This window comes from Paenibacillus sp. NPDC058071 (assembly GCF_042885235.1).
Classification (GTDB): domain Bacteria; phylum Bacillota; class Bacilli; order Paenibacillales; family Paenibacillaceae; genus Pristimantibacillus.
Window position 1 is genome coordinate 185,249 of the sequence record NZ_JBHVSK010000007.1, and the last position, 16,453, is coordinate 201,701.

Consider the following 16,453-nt stretch of genomic DNA (forward strand, 5'->3'; position numbering starts at 1 on the left):
ATGAAACTACTAGACATTTTTGCGAAATTAAAGGGCGATATTAGCCAAATCGAACAGGAGCTGGAGCGGAGCGTCACCTTTGAGGGGGAGCCAATTAGCGAAACATCCCTTCATCTGCTCAAGGCCGGAGGCAAGCGCCTGCGTCCTGTATTCGTGCTGCTGTCCGGCAAATTTGGCCAATACGACCTTGACGTATTGAAAAAAATAGCGGTCCCGCTTGAACTTATACATATGTCTTCCCTTGTACACGACGATGTCATTGACGACGCGGATAAGCGGCGCGGACAGCCGACGGTTAAGTCGAAATGGGATAATCGGATCGCCATGTATACCGGCGATTTTATTTTCGGACGGGCGCTTACGATTGCTGCGGAAATCGGAAACCCGTTTATCCACCAAATGCTGTCTAAGTCGCTTGTCCAAATGAGCATCGGCGAAATGGAGCAAATCCGCGATTTCTTCAATACGGAGCAGACGATTCGGGACTACCTGCTGCGTATTCGCAGAAAAACGGCGCTGCTGATCGCTGTCAGCTGCCAGTTGGGAGCCGCCGCTTCGGGCGCCGATCCGAAGACGGTCAACGCACTGTATCGCTACGGCTACAATGTTGGCATGGTATTCCAGATCCGCGACGATTTGCTGGACTTGTTCGGCACGGAAAAGCAGATCGGCAAGCCGCCGGGCTCCGATATTCGGCAAGGCAACATTACCTTGCCGGTTATCCTCGCTCTGCAGGATGAGAGCGTAAGAGAGCCGCTGCTGCGAGAAATCGCCGCTATTCGGGAGCATAACGGCAACACCGATACCGGAAAGGCCATCCGGCTGATAAAAGGAAGCAAAGGCATTGACCTTGCCGACCAGATGGCTAACCGTTACATCGATAAAGCGATTCATGCGCTGGAAGCTTTGCCGGCCATCCCTGCCAGAAAGAACCTGGCCGACATCGCGCATTTTGTAGGAAAACGCAACTACTAAGCCTAATCTTAAAAGAAGAGATTCGAAGGAGAGAGCGGATATGGAGAAAACGTTTTTGATGATTAAACCGGACGGCGTGCAGCGCGGCTTGATCGGGGAGATCGTAGGTCGATTCGAGAAAAAAGGTTTAAAGCTGGTTGCCGGGAAATTTCTGCAGGTATCGCGCGAGCAAGCCGCCCGTCATTATGCGGAGCACGAAGGAAAGCCCTTCTACGAGCCGCTGCTCGCCTTCATTACGTCGGGTCCGGTATTTGCCATGGTATGGGAAGGCGACCAAGCAGTCGCGCTGACTAGAGCGCTGATCGGCAAAACAAACGCCGTCGACGCGGCACCGGGCACGATTCGCTCCGATTACGCGGTGCACACGAATTTCAATCTGATTCATGGCTCCGATTCGCCGGAAAACGCGGAGAAGGAGATCGCTAATTTCTTCACGCCGGATCAGATCGTTAAATACGAACAAACGATACAGCGCTGGATTTGATCTAAACGCTAAGCCTGGCGCTGCAACTAGAGGAGGCCGTCATGTCGGACGATCGGGATTTCGCTCTCTTTATTGAGCGGATTAAGGGCAAAACGCATATCGATTTATCGCAATATAAGGAAGCCCAAATGAAACGAAGGCTGACGACGCTTCGCCAGAAGCATGGCTTCGGCACATTCGATCTGTACTGGCAGGCGTTGGAGCAGAACCGCGGGCTGCTTAACGAGTTTCTGGACCGGATGACGATAAACGTCTCCGAGTTTTACCGCAACCCCAATCGGTGGGATGTTCTGCAAAAACGATTTTTGCCCGAAATGCTGCAGCAGACGGACGGCAAGCTGAACCTATGGAGTGCGGCTTGCTCAACCGGCGAGGAGCCCTACACGCTCGCGATGATATTATCGGAGCTGGGGGTGTTCGGGAAAACGACCATCCTCGCCACCGATTTGGACACGAACGTGCTTCAGAAAGCAATGGAAGGCATTTATTTGGAACGTTCGCTGCGCGACGTTCCGGCTGCTTGCAAGCAAACGTACTTTAAAGAGCAGGACGGTGCTTTTGCCGTATCCGATAAGCTCAAGGAGCATATTCGCTTCAAGCAGCAAAATTTGCTTTACGATTCGTTCGGCGACTCCTACGATCTCATCGTCTGCCGCAATGTGATGATTTATTTTACCGAAGAAGCGAAGCACTTATTGTATCATAAATTCGCAAAAGCGCTGAAGCCGGGCGGACTGTTGTTCGTCGGCAGCACGGAGCAAATATTTACCCCCGCGCAATACGGTTTTGAAACGGCGGATACTTTCTTTTACCGGCGAGTCAACTGACGATGTATACGGCTATCCGACTTCTCCTATACTAAGGTACATGGACAAGTCATGCACGGGAGGATAGCTATGGATAAACGGAAGGTCATCGCTGCTTACCGGAGCGGTCTTATATCGATCCAGGAATGCGCGCAAATACTCGGCCTCGACAGTAGACAGATGACGCGAATCGTCAACGATTCACTGCTTGCCGCCGAGCCTGCGCGACCGGGCAAACGGATCGTGACGAGGTAAATAGAAAGTGACGCTTTGCGAAAGCGGGCGGCGGCCGATTCCGAACGGCTGCTGCCCGCTTTTTTTTGCGCAAGCTTATGCGTTCAATGCGGATGGATAGGTCTAGCGCGTTTCTTGTCAAAGCGAAAGGTCTGTACTATAATGAGCAAAGATGTTTCATGGGTTCGTTCGGGTCGCAGGGCGGTTCGAGAAAGCAAAACAAGCCGTTTCGTTCGAGTTGACGCTTCATCGCTTTAGTGGGCGAAATAACGAAGAATGAATACGGAATTCGATAGGAGAGTCGGACGTTCGATGAGAGAGTTAACGGTTAATTTAGGGGAACGGTCTTATCCCATCTATATCGGAGAGGGCTTACTGCTCGAGGCCGGCGCATACTTCGTCAAGCATGGCATTAGCAAAAAATCGCCGTTGCTGATTATTACAGACGAGAACGTGGCCGGCAAACATTTGGACACGCTGGCGTCGGTTTTGCGGAATGAGGATTTTACCGTTGCTACAGCCGTCGTTCCGGCTGGCGAGAGCTCGAAATCGCTCTCGATGCTGGAGCAGCTTGTTGCGAAGGCGTTGGAAGCGGGTTTAGACCGCAAGTCGGCGATTGTTGCTCTCGGCGGAGGAGTCGTCGGCGATTTGGCGGGCTTCGTGGCGGCCTCGTACATGCGCGGAATTAAGTTCGTGCAGGTGCCGACAACTATTCTAGCGCATGACAGCAGCGTGGGCGGCAAAGTGGCGGTCAACCATCCGCTTGCAAAAAATATTATCGGCGCTTTCCATCAGCCGGAGATGGTGCTGTACGATCTGGAGACGCTGCAATCGCTGCCGCCTCGGGATGTGCGTTCGGGGTTGTCGGAGGTCGTTAAGCATGGCCTTATTTGGGACGAAGCGTTTGCCCACTGGTGTGGAGAAAATGCGGATCGGCTGCTCGCTCTCGAACCGGATGCGCTCGGTTATGCGCTTCATAAAGGCTGCAGCGTGAAGGCGGCCGTCGTCTCTAAGGACGAGCGGGAAAACGATCTGCGCGCCATTTTGAACCTTGGCCATACAATCGGCCATGCGCTCGAGGCCGTCGCTGGCTACGGAGAGCTTCTGCACGGCGAAGCGATCTCGATCGGCATGATCGGCTCGGCAAAGCTGGGGCTTCGTTACGGAGCGCCTGAAGAGGTCTATACAGTAACAAAAAGCGTGCTTGCGAAATGCGGCCTTCCCGTCAAACTGCCGGCCGAGTTTGATGTAGACGCCATTATGGAAGCGATGATGCACGATAAAAAGTTCAGCGAGAACACCATGGTTTTCGTCGTACCGACGGCCATTGGAACAGTCGAAATCAAAAGAGACGTGCCTGTCGCATGGGTAAGGGAAATTGTCGAGCAATTGAAATTGGAGGCGTAAATAATGAGCGTTAGAGGCGTACGCGGCGCAATTACCGTCGATGTCAACGAACCACAGCCGATTCTGAAGGCGACGATGGAGCTGCTTGGAGAAATCGTAAAAGAGAATGAAATCGTACCAGAAGATATTTGCAGCGTCATGATTACAGTAACGGGCGATTTGGATGCGACCTTTCCGGCGAGCGCCATCCGTCAGTTGAGCGGCTGGGAGCTTGTACCGCTCATGTGTGCGCTGGAAGTGCCGGTAAAGGGCAGCCTGGAGAAATGTATTCGTTTCATGCTGCATATTAATACGGAAAAAAGCCAAGCCGAAATCAAGCATGTTTACTTAGGCGGAGCGCAAGCGCTGCGTCCGGATTTATCTAAATCGTAAGTTGACGAATTCCTAGATCCTATTGTATAGTGATTTTAGTTAAGTTTAAATTCGCGCAGCAATGGGAGCATTCGCTGGCGAACAGCAGTACATGAGAATGATACGGCGGCAGAGCCGTACTTAAAGCGATTAACAAACAAGCAGGTTAGTAGAGTCGAGAAGAGCGGAGCTAGATGAGATGAGCGCAGATTAGCGGCGAGAGCCGGTTAAGGAATGCAGGCTCAGGCTATTATGGCCTATTGTTGCATTCATGCCGGAGGGTGCCATGCTTTGTTTGCTTGCATCGCATAATAGTTTGCTATATGCTACTTCAACGACAACCCCTGCTTCGGCAGGGGTTTTTTTGTTTCTCATTTTGCCCATTAGGAGGCCCTCTATGAATACGGAATTGCAGCAAGTTAAAAAGTTGGCAGGCGAATACAATCTGGTCCCGATCGTCCGCCATGTTATGGCCGATACGGAAACACCAATCCGGCTGTTCCAGCATTTCGCGAAAGAAAAATACGCCTTTCTGCTGGAAAGTGTAGAGGGCGGGGCGAAATGGGCGCGTTATTCGTTTATTGGCACCGATCCGTTTATGCTGCTGTATGGCAAGAATGGCAAAATGGTGCTGGAACATAACGGCAAGGCAGAAGTGCTGAGCGAAAAGCCGGTTGAGCTGCTGAAAGGTCATTTGCGCTCGTATCGCAGCCCTTCGATTCCAGGATTGCCGCCGTTTACGGGCGGGGCGATCGGATATTTCGGCTACGACTTGCTTCAATATTATGAGAAGCTGCCTCAGCATCGAATCGACGATCTGAATATGAACGACTTGCAATTTATGTTTTGCGATCAGGTGATTGTTTTCGACCACTTCAAGCAGCAGCTGCAAATTATCGGCAATGTCCACATTCCGGCTCCCGCAACCGACGCGGCCATCGAGCAGGCATACGCAGAGGCTTCGGCCAAAATCGATGCGACAATCGAGCGGATGCAGCAGCCGATCTCGATTCCGGTGCTGTCCGGGGAATCGGCGGGCTTCGAGCCCGAGCTTGGCGATGTGCAGTCGAATCTGACGAAGGAGCAATTCATTGCCAATGTGGAGCGCTCGAAAGAGTATATTCGAGCCGGCGATATTTTCCAAGTTGTGCTGTCGCAACGGTTCAGTATCGAGACGGACATCGATCCGCTTCACGTTTACCGCGTGCTGCGCACAATGAACCCATCGCCTTATATGTACTATTTGAAGATGGGTGAGGAAGTCATCGTTGGCACTTCACCGGAGGCGCTCGTAAAAGTAAACGGCGATAAGGTGGAAACTCGTCCGATCGCCGGAACGAGACCGCGCGGCAAAACGGAAGAGGAAGATTTGGCGCTGGAGCGGGAGCTGCTGGCTGACGAGAAAGAACGGGCGGAGCACTTGATGCTCGTCGACCTCGGGCGAAACGATATCGGCCGCGTATCCGAGTTCGGTTCGGTCAGCTGTGATTCCTTTATGGAGATCGAACGCTACTCGCATGTGATGCACATCGTCTCCAACGTTTCGGGCAAGCTTGCGCCGGACAAAGATTTCTTCGACGCGTTCCTCTCCTGCCTGCCAGCCGGAACGGTATCCGGCGCGCCGAAATTGAGAGCGATGGAAATTATCGCCGAACTGGAAAACGAAGCACGCGGCGCCTACGCGGGAGCGATCGGCTACCTCGGCTTTGGCGGCTCGCTCGATACATGCATCACGATCCGGACGATCGTGTTCAAGAATGGCAAAGCTTACGTGCAAAGCGGGGCGGGCATCGTCTGGGATTCCGTTCCGGAAAGCGAATATATGGAGACGGTGAACAAGGCTAAGGCAAGCTTAACGGCCATTCGCAAAGCGGAGCAGCTGTTCGGCAAGAAACGGCAAAGCGCTCCAAGCGCGGTCAATACCGATTACTATGTTCATTCGGGAGAGGGGAAAACGAAATGACGCAAGCACAAGCGACTGCGGGCAACGTCACGATGCAATCGGCGCTGGGCCAGCTTATGGGCGGTCAGCATTTGTCCAGAGAGGTAGCTCGTTCGGTTATGGAGCTCATTATGAGCGGCGAAGCGACGCCGGTTCAAATCGCCGGAGTCGTGACGGCGCTGCGCATGAAGGGCGAGACGAAGGACGAAATCACCGGCTTTGCCGAGACCATGCGCGCCTTCGGCAGTCACGTATCGGCAAAGCAGGAAGGGTTGCTCGACACTTGCGGCACTGGCGGCTCCGGCATTCATAAATTCAATATTTCGACCGCCTCCTCGATTATCGCTTCGGCAGCGGGCATTCGGGTCGCGAAGCACGGCAACCGCGCGATGTCCGGCAAAGCGGGCAGCGCGGACGTACTGGAGGCGCTTGGGGTGCAAATTACGCTTACTCCCGAACAAGCGGCCGCTTGCTTGGATCGAATCGGCATCTGCTTCATGTTCGCTCAACTGTATCATCCGTCGCTGAAGCATGCGGCCGTTCCGCGCCGCGAGCTTGGCGTCCGCACCATCTTCAATATGCTGGGGCCGCTTACGAATCCGGCCGGCGCGGACCGTCAGCTGCTTGGCTTGTACGACGCGTCGAAAACCGAAACGATCGCCTCGGTGCTCGGCGAACTGGGCACTCGGCAGGCGCTTGTCGTCAGCAGCAACGACGGACTGGACGAGATCAGCATTTCCGCTCCGACGCGCGTATCCGAACTGCGCGACGGCGAGGTGCGAACGTACGAAATCGCGCCGGAAGAGCTTGGCCTGCGGCGCTATCCGATTGAAGAGGTGCTGGGCGGAGACCCGGCGACAAACGCAGCGCTGATTCGCGCGATCTTCTCGGGCGAACAGCAGGGCGCTTACCGCGCTATTGTGCTTGCCAACGCGGGCGCTTGCATTTATGTTGGAGGAGCGGCTAATTCGCTCCGCGAAGGAGCAGCGATCGCTGCCGAAATGATCGATTCCGGTAAAGCAGAACGACAGCTGCACGCGCTTATTCAAACGACGGGAGAGTTGGCACATGTTTCTTGATAAAATCGTAGCGACTAAACAGGCGGAAGTGGCGGCGCTTGCCGCGTCGTTCCAGCTAGCAGAATATGAGCGCCTTATTGCGGAGCTTCCGGCATGCCGCGGTTTTGAGCGGGCGCTGACGAAGGACCGCAAAAGAGGACTTGGACTAATCGCCGAGGTGAAGAAGGCTTCACCGTCGAAGGGGCTGATCCGCCCTGATTTTCAGCCGGAACAGCTTGCTGCCTCTTATGAGCGGGCCGGCGCGGATTGCATTTCCGTGCTGACAGACCGGGATTATTTCCAAGGAGCAAATGACTACTTGACGGCGATTAAACAGACCGTAGGAGTGCCGCTGCTTCGCAAAGATTTCATTATTGATTACCGCCAGGTGTACGAGGCGAGAGCGATCGGCGCGGATGCGGTATTATTGATTGCAGCTATATTACGGCCCGAAGAGCTGTCCAAGCTGTACGATCACACCAAATCGCTTGGCATGGACGTGCTGGTAGAAGTGCATGATCGCGAAGAGCTGGAACAGGTACTGGAGCTTGATAAGGCGACGCTGATTGGGGTTAACAACCGGGATCTGAAAACATTCGTCACCGATTTACGGACGACTGAGCAGCTGATTGGAATGATGCCCAAGCATGTGACCGTTATAAGCGAGAGCGGAATTGCAGGCCGCGAGGATATGGCCTATTTGGAACAAATCGGCGCACACGGCGTACTGATCGGCGAGCATTTCATGCGCCAGCCCGATGCGGGCGAGGCGATTGACGAGTTAATGGGGCCGGTGGCGGTTCGATGACGGATTGCGGACGGACGCCGCGTATCAAAATATGCGGATTAAGAGACGAGGAAACGATCGCGCAAATGAACGGTTTGGCCTTCGATGAGCTGGGCTTCGTTTTTGCTCCGAGCAAGCGGCAAGTAGCGCCTGCCGAAGCGGGCAAGCTTGCGCAAGCCGTCTCGCGTATTCGGACTGCAGGCGGAGAGAGTCCTCGGACGGTCGGTGTATTCGTAAACGCGCAGCCGGAGGAACTGGCCGAAGCGGTCCGCGCAGCAGGGCTCAACGTTGCACAGCTGCATGGTGCAGAGGACGCGGAATACTGTCTTGCTGTGAAGCGGGAGCTCGCTATTGACGTATGGAAAGTGTTCTCGATCGGCAAAGAGAACGAAGAGGCTTCGGCGGCGGAACGGCTGGCGCCGTTCCGTGGCGCGATTGACGCTGTTCTTGTCGATACAGCCGGCGGCGGTACGGGCCGGACGTTCGACTGGCAGCTGATTGAGACGTATCGCCAAGCAGCCGCCGAAATTGGAGTGCCATTGTACGTTGCCGGTGGGCTGCACCCCGGAAATGTGCGAGAGCTGTTGGACGGCTACCGTCCAGACGGTATCGACGTTTCAAGCGGCGTGGAGACGGACGGAAGAAAAGATATCGATAAAATTAAATTATTTATAGAAAAGGTGATACAACGATGAATCGAGTACCGGACGAGAGCGGACGCTTTGGAAAGTTCGGCGGCCGTTATGTGCCTGAGACGCTGATGAATGCACTTCTGGAGCTGGAAGAAGCTTATCATAAATATACCAAAGATCCCGAGTTTCAAGCGGAAGTCTCTTACTTGCTGAAAAAATATTCGGGGCGGCCTACGTCGCTCTATTTCGCCGAACGGCTGACCGCTCACCTTGGCGGAGCGAAGGTTTACTTGAAGCGTGAGGACTTGAACCATACTGGGGCTCACAAAATCAACAATACGATCGCGCAAGCGCTGTTGGCGAAACGAATGGGCAAGACGAAGGTGATCGCCGAGACCGGAGCGGGCCAGCATGGCGTCGCTTCCGCAACGGTGGCCGCGCTGCTTGGCCTCGAATGCAAAGTATTTATGGGCGAAGAAGATATGAAGCGCCAGCAGCTTAACGTATTCCGCATGCAACTGCTAGGAGCGGAAGTGGTACCCGTGGTATCAGGTACGCGGACGTTGAAGGATGCGTGCAACGAGACGCTGCGCTACTGGGTTAGCCATGTAGACGATACGTATTATATTCTCGGCTCGGCAACCGGACCGCATCCATATCCGATGATGGTGCGTGATTTCCAACGCGTTATTGGCGATGAAGCGCGCAAGCAAATTCTTGAAGAAGAAGGGCGGCTCCCTGATTATGTCGTTGCAGCGGTTGGCGGCGGCAGCAACGCGATCGGCATATTCTACCCATTTGTGGAGGATGCATCTGTGAAGCTGCTCGGCGTGGAAGCGGCCGGCAGAGGCATTGATACGGACGAGCATGCGGCGACGATGACGAAGGGCAGTCACGGCGTATTCCAAGGTTCGCTCAGCTATTTGCTGCAGGATCAATTCGGCCAGGTACAGCCGGCCCATTCGATTTCCGCAGGACTTGATTATCCTGGCATCGGACCGGAGCATGCTTATTTGAAGGATGCCGGTCGTGCCGAATATGTGCCGATTACCGATGCGGAAGCGCTTGAAGCGCTGCAATTGCTGTCCCGTACGGAAGGCATTATTCCGGCACTCGAATCGGCGCATGCAATCGCACAGACGCTAAAGCTTGCTCCGACGCTTGGCAAGGAGCAAATCATTGTGGTGAGCTTGTCCGGCCGCGGCGATAAAGACGTTGAGGCTATTATGGGTTATCTTGGAGGTGAAGCGCATGAATCGCATTGATGCCGCCTTTGCGCGTTTGAAACAGGAAGGAAAGACGGCGCTGATCCCGTTCTTGACGACGGGCGATCCCGATATCGCCACTACCATTTCGATCATTCAGGAGCTGGAGAAAGCGGGCGCTTCGATGATTGAGCTCGGCGTCCCTTATTCCGATCCGCTTGCTGACGGTCCGGTTATCCAGCGTGCTTCGGAGCGGGCGCTCTTGAATCGCGTAACGATTCAAGATTGCATGGATACAGCGGAGCAAGCTCGGGAAGCGGGCGTAACGATTCCGTTCATCTTGTTCACCTACTTTAACCCGGTGCTGCAATTTGGCCTGGAGCCGTTTATAGAGATGGCGAAGAAGAAAGAAATCAGCGGCTTGATTATTCCTGACCTGCCGCTTGAGGAAGACGAAGAGGTGCGCAAGCTGGCAGAAGCGGCCGGCATTCACTTGATTCCGCTCGTCGCGCCGACGTCGAAGGACCGCGTCGTGCGCATTTCCCGCCAAGCGCGCGGCTTTGTCTACTGCGTCTCGTCGCTCGGCGTAACAGGCGTTCGCGCCGAGTTTCACAGCGGCATCGACGATTTTCTCGCAACGGTGCGCGAAGCGACCGATTTGCCGATCGCAGTTGGTTTTGGCATCTCAAGCCGCGAGCAAGTCGAGCGCTTCTCGAAGCAAGCGGACGGCGTTGTCGTCGGCAGCGCCATCGTGCGCCGGATCGAGGAGGCGCTGCCGCTGCTGAACGATCCGCAGCGCCGCCAAGAAGGACTTGAACAAATCGGCCGATTCGTAGCTGAGCTTAACGGCAACGCATAAGCTAGAGAAGGCCTTAAGTAGATTGGCCGATTTGTAACTAATCATAATGGCAACATATAAGCTAGAGAAGAACTATAATAAATCAACCGCATAGTGGTTTAGCTTAACGGTAACCAGAAGCTAGGCATACCGTGCAAGCTGCTAGTCGATCTCAGGCTTGCGGGAAGGCTTTCGGTAACGTGTCAAAAGCCCAAAACGGTTCGAACATCTCGTTCGAATTGTATTGGGCTTTTTGCGTTTCGTTTTTCTATCATTTTTCTCCGCTGGCCGACACCGCTCTTTAAAAGCTTTCCAAGATATGCGACAATAGAAGTTATGTGAGGTTGAATTATTCTAATGAAAGTCATTATCTACTTATATGAAGAGGTGAACGGCTCATGCAGCCAAAAGACAATATTGTGCACCTGCCGGTATACCAACCAGGCAAACCGATTGAAGACGTAAAAAGGGAGCTCGGTTTAAGCGACGTTGTAAAACTGGCTTCTAATGAAAATCCTTTCGGCAGCTCCGAGCTGGCGAAAGCGGCGGCGATCCGCGAGCTTGAGCAAGTGCATTTGTATCCTGACGGAGCAAGTGTGGAACTGACTGCAGTGCTGGCGGACAAGCTGGGCGTGAAGCCGGAGCAGCTGATTTTCGGTACGGGCTCGAGCGATATTATATTGATGCTCGCTCGCGCGTTTTTCGCACCTGGCGACGAAACGGTTATGGCCGATGAGACATTCTCGCAATACAAGCATAACGCGGAGATTGAGAATGCCCGCATCGTCGAAGTGCCGCTTAAGGACGGAAAGCATGATCTTCCCGCCATGCTTGCGCAAATCACGGACAAAACCAAAATCGTTTGGGTCTGCAATCCGAACAATCCAACCGGCACGATCGTTAACGAAGAAGAGCTGACGGCGTTTTTGGATAAGGTACCGGCACATGTGCTGGTCGTTCTGGATGAAGCTTACTGTGAATTTGTCGAACAGGCTGATTTCCCGGACGGCGTCCGATTGCTAGAAAAATACCGCAACTTGGTTGTACTGCGCACATTTTCTAAAATTTATGGCTTGTCTTCGCTGCGAATTGGCTACGGTGTTGGTCATCCCGACGTGATTCGTTACATTAATCAGGTTCGCGAGCCGTTCAATACAACGCGCATGGCGCAAGCAGCCGCGAAAGCATCGCTTTCGGACGAAGACTTCATTGCACATTGCCGCAAAGAAAATCGTGCCGGCATCGACTATATGACGGGCGAGTTCGACCGGCTTGGGCTTCGTTACTTCCCGGCGTACGGCAATTTCATTATGGTCGACGTCGAGCGTCCTTCACCTGAAGTGTTCGATGCTTTACTCCGCAAAGGGATCATTGTCCGCTCACGGTGGACGCACTATCCATCGCATATTCGTGTATCGGTCGGTACGCGTGAGCAGAACGAGAAATTTATCGAAGCACTGAAACAGGTGCTGCGAGAAGCGGCGGTGCGCGGGTAGGCTATGGTGAAAATTGCGATTTTTGGAGTAGGACTGATCGGAGGCTCGTTGGCGTTATGCTTTAAAGGACAGCCGGGTTTGTATGTCGTCGGGTTTTCCAACCGCGAATCTTCGGTCAAAAAATATATCGAGCGAGGCGTCGTCGACGACGCGACGACATCGCTTCGGGAAGCGGCGGAAGGAGCCGACTTCATTTTCCTTTGTGTGCCCGTCGGCATGCTGGAGCAATATGTAGAAGAGCTGGCTAAGCTGCAATTGAAGCCAGGCTGCATCGTTACCGATGTCGGCAGTACGAAAGCATCCGTCGTCGCGTACGGCGCGAAGCTGCGTGAAAAGAATGTGACGTTCATTGGCGGCCATCCAATGGCCGGCTCGGAGAAGTCGGGCGTAGAGGCGGCGAATACGCTGCTGTTTGAAAATGCATTTTACGTGCTGACGCCGGATGAGGATACGAATTCTGCGGACGTGGAGAAGCTTAGCCGTCTGCTTGTTCATACAAGAGCGAATCTCGTCACGGTAGACGCAAAGTCTCACGACGATATCGTCGGCGCGATCAGTCACCTTCCGCATATTATTGCTGTGGCGCTGGTCAATCAGGTGAGAGGCTACAATGAGGGCAACGGCTTGTACGAGTCGCTTGCCGCTGGAGGCTTCCGAGATATTACGCGGATCGCGTCAAGCGATCCAATCGTGTGGCGGGACATTCTAATTAACAATCGCAGCGTGCTGTTGCGGCTGTTAAAGGACTGGAATGAACAGGTAGAACATTTCGTGCGAATTCTGGAGGAAGACGACGGCGAAGCGATCGAGCGAGCTTTCGAGACCGCCGGAGAGTTTAGAAACCGTCTGCCGGAGCGCCGTAAAGGCATGATTCATTCGATTTATGAATGCTACGTCAACGTGCCCGATCATCCGGGTATAATTGGCGCGATCGCGACGGAGCTAGGCAACGCACGGATCAATCTAAGCAATATTCGAATCATTGAGAGCAGGGAAGAGGTTCCCGGTGTTTTGCGACTGTCATTCCGGACGCAAGAGGACCTGGATCAAGCGATCACGCTGCTTAGCCGCACCTATACGGTGCATCGTTAAGAGAATTCTTTGCAGCGTATTAGTTAGATCACTTCATTAATAAAGAAATGGCGGTGTGAAGGAGCTTATCCTTGGCACCGCCATTTCTTTTTATTTGTTGGTTGTTAAGGCAGTAGGCGCAAGCGAAAAGCGCTAAACGTTAAGAGCTATGCTCAGCGTCCACAAAACAGAGTACGCGGGAATGCCGATCGTTCCTCATTTGAGAGTGCGTTGCCATGATTAAATTATTTTAAGAATCAACAACGACTGCTTTTTCTCACCTCTATAGCGAGTTGTGAAGCATCAGCACCAGATAATCTATAGCGCGACTGATATCTCTTTACTTAGCAAAACTTCACCATATGGGGTAGCTTACACGATCAGCCGAATTCCCTCCAGAGCGCCAAATATGTATGATTTTTCGAACATAATCAGCCGGATTTGCTCCAGAGCGTCAAATATGTATGATATTTCGTACATAATTAGCCGAATTTGCTCCAGAGTGCCAAATATATATGATTTTTCGAACATAATCAGCCGATTTTGCTCCAGAGCGTCAAATATGTATGATATTTCGTACATAATTAGCCGGATTTGCTCCAGAGCGCCAAATATATATGATTTTTCGAACATAATTAGCTGAATTTGCTCCAGAGCGCCAAATATGTATGATTTTTCGAACATAATCGATCTATTGGAACCCATCTGAATACATACATGAATCAATAATCATAGCCGCTCTTTGAATTCAACAACGACGCTAAACTTGCTGCGCTTACTAATAAAGTTAAATTTATTTAACTTGCTTTATGTAGAGCAAGTTAAAACGTTTATTAAAGTTGACACCAGTACCGGCATAGACCGGCCCACCGCGTACTGGGAGAACTTCTCGTGATGCGCTCCTGTCTCATGCCATAGCCGCTCCGTTCCGGTACAGCCCGGCTGCTTTACCCCTCGATCATACCCAGATAGCGCACTTCCGCACCGTCCACTTCAGCGTAAAAAATTTGGCCGCTCTTATATATAACTGTGCCGATCGGCAATTTGGTCGCCATGCTATCCTGAAATGGTTTGCCTTCTATATAAGAGTGGGCGATCGTTAACGTTTCGACACCGCCTCTAAGGTCGGTTTCCTTGACCCAGTCGATATTTTCAGCGTTAACGTAGACCGTATCGTTATATTGAAAAAGATCAGTTTGCGGATGTTCGGCAAGTATGTCCTTGGCTGTAGGATTTCCAATCGTGGCGGAAGTCTGGATGCCCCCGCTGCAGCCGGCCAATAAAAGAAGCAGAAACAGCAGCCCACTTAACTGACAGTATCTTCGAGCGGGCAGGGCTAATTTTTTCAAAATGATCCAGCTCCTTCGTTTAAGAATCAATCCCATATAACTATCGACGCAAAGGAAGTGAGTGGGGTTGCAGGAAAAAGTTCGGCGAAAAAATAAAATGAAAACGCTTATTGACAAATTGGAAGCGTATACATATAATAAAAGTACAGTATGGTTTCTCTCCACTCCTATCCAAAATATTCGCACTCTGTGCGGACCACCTTAACGGGTGGTTTTTTTTTGTCTATTTTCACAGACGGATGCGTTTGGCTGTGTTACAATACATAAGGACACCTGGCTTGTTAAAATATGGGTAAATTCTCATTGTCGATTTCAGAAGGAATTTGACCGGATGACTCGAATATGTCGATAAGCAACTCTTTGGCTCGTTATTTCGTCTATAACATATACGATTTCTGAATCATTTCTAAATATGACCGCAACTTTTCGTTTCCGGTTCGGTATAACTTACATAATCGAACTGGGAAGAAGAATACGCAGGTGAGGAGGTTCGCCTGTCATGACTGATTCCCAATTAATTCGCGAGATCAAGGATGGCAACATCGAACTCTACTCCGAGCTGATGCGCCGCTACCAACGAAAGATACTGGCCTTTATTTATCACATGCTGAAAAGCGCGAAGCTGGAACTTTTGGCCGAAGATTTATGCTCGGAAACGTTCTATAAAGCGTATCGCAGCCTCCACTCCTTCCGAGAGGTGGATGCTTCTTTCTCCACGTGGCTTTATACGATTGCGCGCAATACGGTGCTTAGTGAGCTTCGTAAGCAGAAAACGGCTAATTTGCCGCTTGACGAATCGGTCCATATTCCGGCTACATCGCCGGAAGCCGCGCCAGAGCAGCTTGCACTTCGCAACGAACGGATGGCCTTGGTTAGAGAAGCGATCAATAATTTGCCTGAAAAGCAGAGATCTGCACTTATTCTCCGCGAATACGATCAATTGGATTATCAAGAAATCGCCAATATATTAGGGCAGACTGTAAGTTCCGTCAAATCGCTGTTATTCCGGGCGAGAGCGAGCGTAAAGTCGCAGCTGGAGCCTTATTTCGGAGATACGCAATCGATGGAGGAATACGAAGGGATGAAAACGCGATGACTTGCGAAGAGATTCAAGCAAGGTTCAGCGTCTACTTGGATTTAGCCGAAGACGACGGTGAACGGGAGGAGATGGAAGCGCATTTGCTCGAGTGCGAGCAATGCGCCGAACAATTCCGGCTGTGGGAAGAAAGCGAATCGATGATTCATCTTCTTTCAGATTCGGCGGAAAACAGCGAAACGTTCGGTCCGCTCGATCATGTGAATCGGGCCGTCATGGAACGGATATATGCGGAAGATAGCTGGTTGAAGCCTGTCGTCGAGAAGAGCTACCATTTCTCCAAATCGTTCAGGCGCAATCTTGCGATTGTCATCGCTGGCTGTATGGCTGTGTTTGCCTGTGCCCTCATCTTTTTCGTTACCGAAAACAAGGCTAGCACGCCGCCCGAGCAGATGGCTCAGTTGACCGGTCTAATGGATACGGCCAACGTTTCCGGCAGCAGCCTTGTCATCACCGCCGACTACGAGGTCCCGGTAGCTGGCGTTACCGATCCGTTTGTATTACAGGTTGTCCCTTCGTATCCACAATATTGGGCGGCGCTTTCGCTGCTTGGCATCGTGATTACACTGCTTATTTTGAATTGGCTGTCGAGAACTAGAAATTAGCCTAACGGATATCCTATAGAGGAATGAGAGCCCTTCGGGGCTCTTCCTCTTTATAGGGTACGAACGGATATTGGCAATGAATAGCTTCATTAGATTATACAGAGAGGATGGACGGGA

Annotated in this window: 19 protein-coding genes; 16 read left to right on the forward strand and 3 right to left on the reverse strand. The window is 52.3% G+C overall.

Going from position 1 to position 16,453, the window contains the following annotated elements; genetic code table 11:
• The 6 genes from ACFVTB_RS14185 (at window position 1) to aroH (ending at window position 4,278) form a co-directional block, all read left to right on the forward strand.
• Window positions 1-975, forward strand: a complete 975-nt coding sequence (locus ACFVTB_RS14185; RefSeq protein WP_387749930.1) for a polyprenyl synthetase family protein — start codon at window positions 1-3, stop codon at window positions 973-975.
• A 40-nt stretch (window positions 976-1,015) separates the two neighbouring features.
• The gene (gene ndk, locus ACFVTB_RS14190; protein ID WP_387749933.1) at window positions 1,016-1,459 is read left to right on the forward strand and encodes a nucleoside-diphosphate kinase; all 444 of its coding nucleotides are present in this window, start codon (window positions 1,016-1,018) and stop codon (window positions 1,457-1,459) included.
• A 41-nt stretch (window positions 1,460-1,500) separates the two neighbouring features.
• A complete protein-coding gene (locus ACFVTB_RS14195; RefSeq protein WP_387749936.1) occupies window positions 1,501-2,286 on the forward strand; it encodes a CheR family methyltransferase in 786 nt (261 codons plus the stop codon).
• A gap of 69 nt (window positions 2,287-2,355) precedes the next feature.
• Window positions 2,356-2,520: a hypothetical protein gene (locus ACFVTB_RS14200; protein ID WP_387749939.1), complete on the forward strand. Its 165-nt coding sequence runs from the start codon at window positions 2,356-2,358 to the stop codon at window positions 2,518-2,520.
• Window positions 2,521-2,811: 291 nt separating this feature from the next.
• Window positions 2,812-3,906 carry a 3-dehydroquinate synthase gene (aroB, locus tag ACFVTB_RS14205; RefSeq protein WP_387749942.1) on the forward strand — a complete coding sequence of 365 codons (1,095 nt, stop codon included), beginning with the start codon at window positions 2,812-2,814 and terminating at the stop codon, window positions 3,904-3,906.
• A 3-nt stretch (window positions 3,907-3,909) separates the two neighbouring features.
• Entirely contained in the window at window positions 3,910-4,278 is a 369-nt protein-coding gene (aroH, locus tag ACFVTB_RS14210) for a chorismate mutase (protein WP_387749945.1), read from the forward strand.
• Between the two features lie 189 nt (window positions 4,279-4,467).
• On the opposite strand, the gene ACFVTB_RS14215 is transcribed toward aroH, so the two are convergent.
• Entirely contained in the window at window positions 4,468-4,641 is a 174-nt protein-coding gene (locus tag ACFVTB_RS14215; protein ID WP_387749948.1) for a hypothetical protein, read from the reverse strand.
• 13 nt (window positions 4,642-4,654) lie between these two features.
• Here ACFVTB_RS14215 and trpE point away from each other — a divergent pair, with 13 nt between their 5' ends.
• The 8 genes from trpE (at window position 4,655) to ACFVTB_RS14255 (ending at window position 13,307) form a co-directional block, all read left to right on the forward strand.
• Complete coding sequence (trpE, locus tag ACFVTB_RS14220; protein WP_387749950.1) at window positions 4,655-6,220, forward strand: anthranilate synthase component I; 1,566 nt, start codon at window positions 4,655-4,657, stop codon at window positions 6,218-6,220.
• Window positions 6,217-7,278, forward strand: coding sequence for an anthranilate phosphoribosyltransferase (gene trpD / locus ACFVTB_RS14225; protein WP_387749953.1), 1,062 nt, complete (start codon window positions 6,217-6,219; stop codon window positions 7,276-7,278). The genes trpE and trpD overlap by 4 nt, the downstream gene beginning before the upstream one ends.
• Window positions 7,268-8,065 carry an indole-3-glycerol phosphate synthase TrpC gene (trpC, locus tag ACFVTB_RS14230; RefSeq protein WP_387749955.1) on the forward strand — a complete coding sequence of 266 codons (798 nt, stop codon included), beginning with the start codon at window positions 7,268-7,270 and terminating at the stop codon, window positions 8,063-8,065. The genes trpD and trpC overlap by 11 nt, the downstream gene beginning before the upstream one ends.
• Window positions 8,062-8,739 (forward strand): phosphoribosylanthranilate isomerase, encoded by a 678-nt coding sequence (locus tag ACFVTB_RS14235; protein ID WP_387749958.1) that lies wholly within the window; start codon window positions 8,062-8,064, stop codon window positions 8,737-8,739. Before trpC ends, ACFVTB_RS14235 begins: the two co-directional genes overlap by 4 nt.
• On the forward strand, window positions 8,736-9,941 hold the full coding sequence (trpB, locus tag ACFVTB_RS14240) for a tryptophan synthase subunit beta (protein WP_387749960.1): 1,206 nt from the start codon (window positions 8,736-8,738) through the stop codon (window positions 9,939-9,941). The genes ACFVTB_RS14235 and trpB overlap by 4 nt, the downstream gene beginning before the upstream one ends.
• Complete coding sequence (trpA, locus tag ACFVTB_RS14245) at window positions 9,928-10,740, forward strand: tryptophan synthase subunit alpha (RefSeq protein ID WP_387749963.1); 813 nt, start codon at window positions 9,928-9,930, stop codon at window positions 10,738-10,740. Before trpB ends, trpA begins: the two co-directional genes overlap by 14 nt.
• 377 nt (window positions 10,741-11,117) lie before the next feature.
• Window positions 11,118-12,215 (forward strand): histidinol-phosphate transaminase, encoded by a 1,098-nt coding sequence (hisC, locus tag ACFVTB_RS14250; protein ID WP_387749966.1) that lies wholly within the window; start codon window positions 11,118-11,120, stop codon window positions 12,213-12,215.
• Between the two features lie 3 nt (window positions 12,216-12,218).
• Complete coding sequence (locus ACFVTB_RS14255; RefSeq protein ID WP_387749969.1) at window positions 12,219-13,307, forward strand: prephenate dehydrogenase; 1,089 nt, start codon at window positions 12,219-12,221, stop codon at window positions 13,305-13,307.
• Window positions 13,308-13,658: 351 nt separating this feature from the next.
• Here the strand turns inward: ACFVTB_RS14255 and ACFVTB_RS14260 are convergent, their stop codons facing one another.
• Window positions 13,659-13,919: a hypothetical protein gene (locus ACFVTB_RS14260; RefSeq protein WP_387749972.1), complete on the reverse strand. Its 261-nt coding sequence runs from the start codon at window positions 13,917-13,919 to the stop codon at window positions 13,659-13,661.
• Between the two features lie 314 nt (window positions 13,920-14,233).
• Window positions 14,234-14,635 (reverse strand): hypothetical protein, encoded by a 402-nt coding sequence (locus ACFVTB_RS14265; RefSeq protein ID WP_387749975.1) that lies wholly within the window; start codon window positions 14,633-14,635, stop codon window positions 14,234-14,236.
• Between the two features lie 499 nt (window positions 14,636-15,134).
• Here ACFVTB_RS14265 and ACFVTB_RS14270 point away from each other — a divergent pair, with 499 nt between their 5' ends.
• Together ACFVTB_RS14270 and ACFVTB_RS14275 are read left to right on the forward strand one after the other, a co-directional pair.
• A complete protein-coding gene (locus ACFVTB_RS14270) occupies window positions 15,135-15,731 on the forward strand; it encodes an RNA polymerase sigma factor (RefSeq protein ID WP_387749978.1) in 597 nt (198 codons plus the stop codon).
• A complete protein-coding gene (locus tag ACFVTB_RS14275) occupies window positions 15,728-16,336 on the forward strand; it encodes an anti-sigma factor (protein ID WP_387749981.1) in 609 nt (202 codons plus the stop codon). The genes ACFVTB_RS14270 and ACFVTB_RS14275 overlap by 4 nt, the downstream gene beginning before the upstream one ends.
• The last annotated feature ends 117 nt before the right edge of the window (window positions 16,337-16,453 follow it).

What these genes read in the sequence shown, in the direction of transcription:
- ACFVTB_RS14185 (WP_387749930.1), top strand. Translation starts at nt 1, where the DNA reads ATGAAACTACTAGACATTTTTGCGAAATTAAAGGGCGATATTAGCCAA.
- ndk (WP_387749933.1), top strand. Translation starts at nt 1,016, where the DNA reads ATGGAGAAAACGTTTTTGATGATTAAACCGGACGGCGTGCAGCGCGGC.
- ACFVTB_RS14195 (WP_387749936.1), top strand. Translation starts at nt 1,501, where the DNA reads ATGTCGGACGATCGGGATTTCGCTCTCTTTATTGAGCGGATTAAGGGC.
- ACFVTB_RS14200 (WP_387749939.1), top strand. Translation starts at nt 2,356, where the DNA reads ATGGATAAACGGAAGGTCATCGCTGCTTACCGGAGCGGTCTTATATCG.
- aroB (WP_387749942.1), top strand. Translation starts at nt 2,812, where the DNA reads ATGAGAGAGTTAACGGTTAATTTAGGGGAACGGTCTTATCCCATCTAT.
- aroH (WP_387749945.1), top strand. Translation starts at nt 3,910, where the DNA reads ATGAGCGTTAGAGGCGTACGCGGCGCAATTACCGTCGATGTCAACGAA.
- ACFVTB_RS14215 (WP_387749948.1), bottom strand. Translation starts at nt 4,641, where the DNA reads ATGGGCAAAATGAGAAACAAAAAAACCCCTGCCGAAGCAGGGGTTGTC.
- trpE (WP_387749950.1), top strand. Translation starts at nt 4,655, where the DNA reads ATGAATACGGAATTGCAGCAAGTTAAAAAGTTGGCAGGCGAATACAAT.
- trpD (WP_387749953.1), top strand. Translation starts at nt 6,217, where the DNA reads ATGACGCAAGCACAAGCGACTGCGGGCAACGTCACGATGCAATCGGCG.
- trpC (WP_387749955.1), top strand. Translation starts at nt 7,268, where the DNA reads ATGTTTCTTGATAAAATCGTAGCGACTAAACAGGCGGAAGTGGCGGCG.
- ACFVTB_RS14235 (WP_387749958.1), top strand. Translation starts at nt 8,062, where the DNA reads ATGACGGATTGCGGACGGACGCCGCGTATCAAAATATGCGGATTAAGA.
- trpB (WP_387749960.1), top strand. Translation starts at nt 8,736, where the DNA reads ATGAATCGAGTACCGGACGAGAGCGGACGCTTTGGAAAGTTCGGCGGC.
- trpA (WP_387749963.1), top strand. Translation starts at nt 9,928, where the DNA reads ATGAATCGCATTGATGCCGCCTTTGCGCGTTTGAAACAGGAAGGAAAG.
- hisC (WP_387749966.1), top strand. Translation starts at nt 11,118, where the DNA reads ATGCAGCCAAAAGACAATATTGTGCACCTGCCGGTATACCAACCAGGC.
- ACFVTB_RS14255 (WP_387749969.1), top strand. Translation starts at nt 12,219, where the DNA reads ATGGTGAAAATTGCGATTTTTGGAGTAGGACTGATCGGAGGCTCGTTG.
- ACFVTB_RS14260 (WP_387749972.1), bottom strand. Translation starts at nt 13,919, where the DNA reads ATGTTCGAAAAATCATATATATTTGGCGCTCTGGAGCAAATCCGGCTA.
- ACFVTB_RS14270 (WP_387749978.1), top strand. Translation starts at nt 15,135, where the DNA reads ATGACTGATTCCCAATTAATTCGCGAGATCAAGGATGGCAACATCGAA.
- ACFVTB_RS14275 (WP_387749981.1), top strand. Translation starts at nt 15,728, where the DNA reads ATGACTTGCGAAGAGATTCAAGCAAGGTTCAGCGTCTACTTGGATTTA.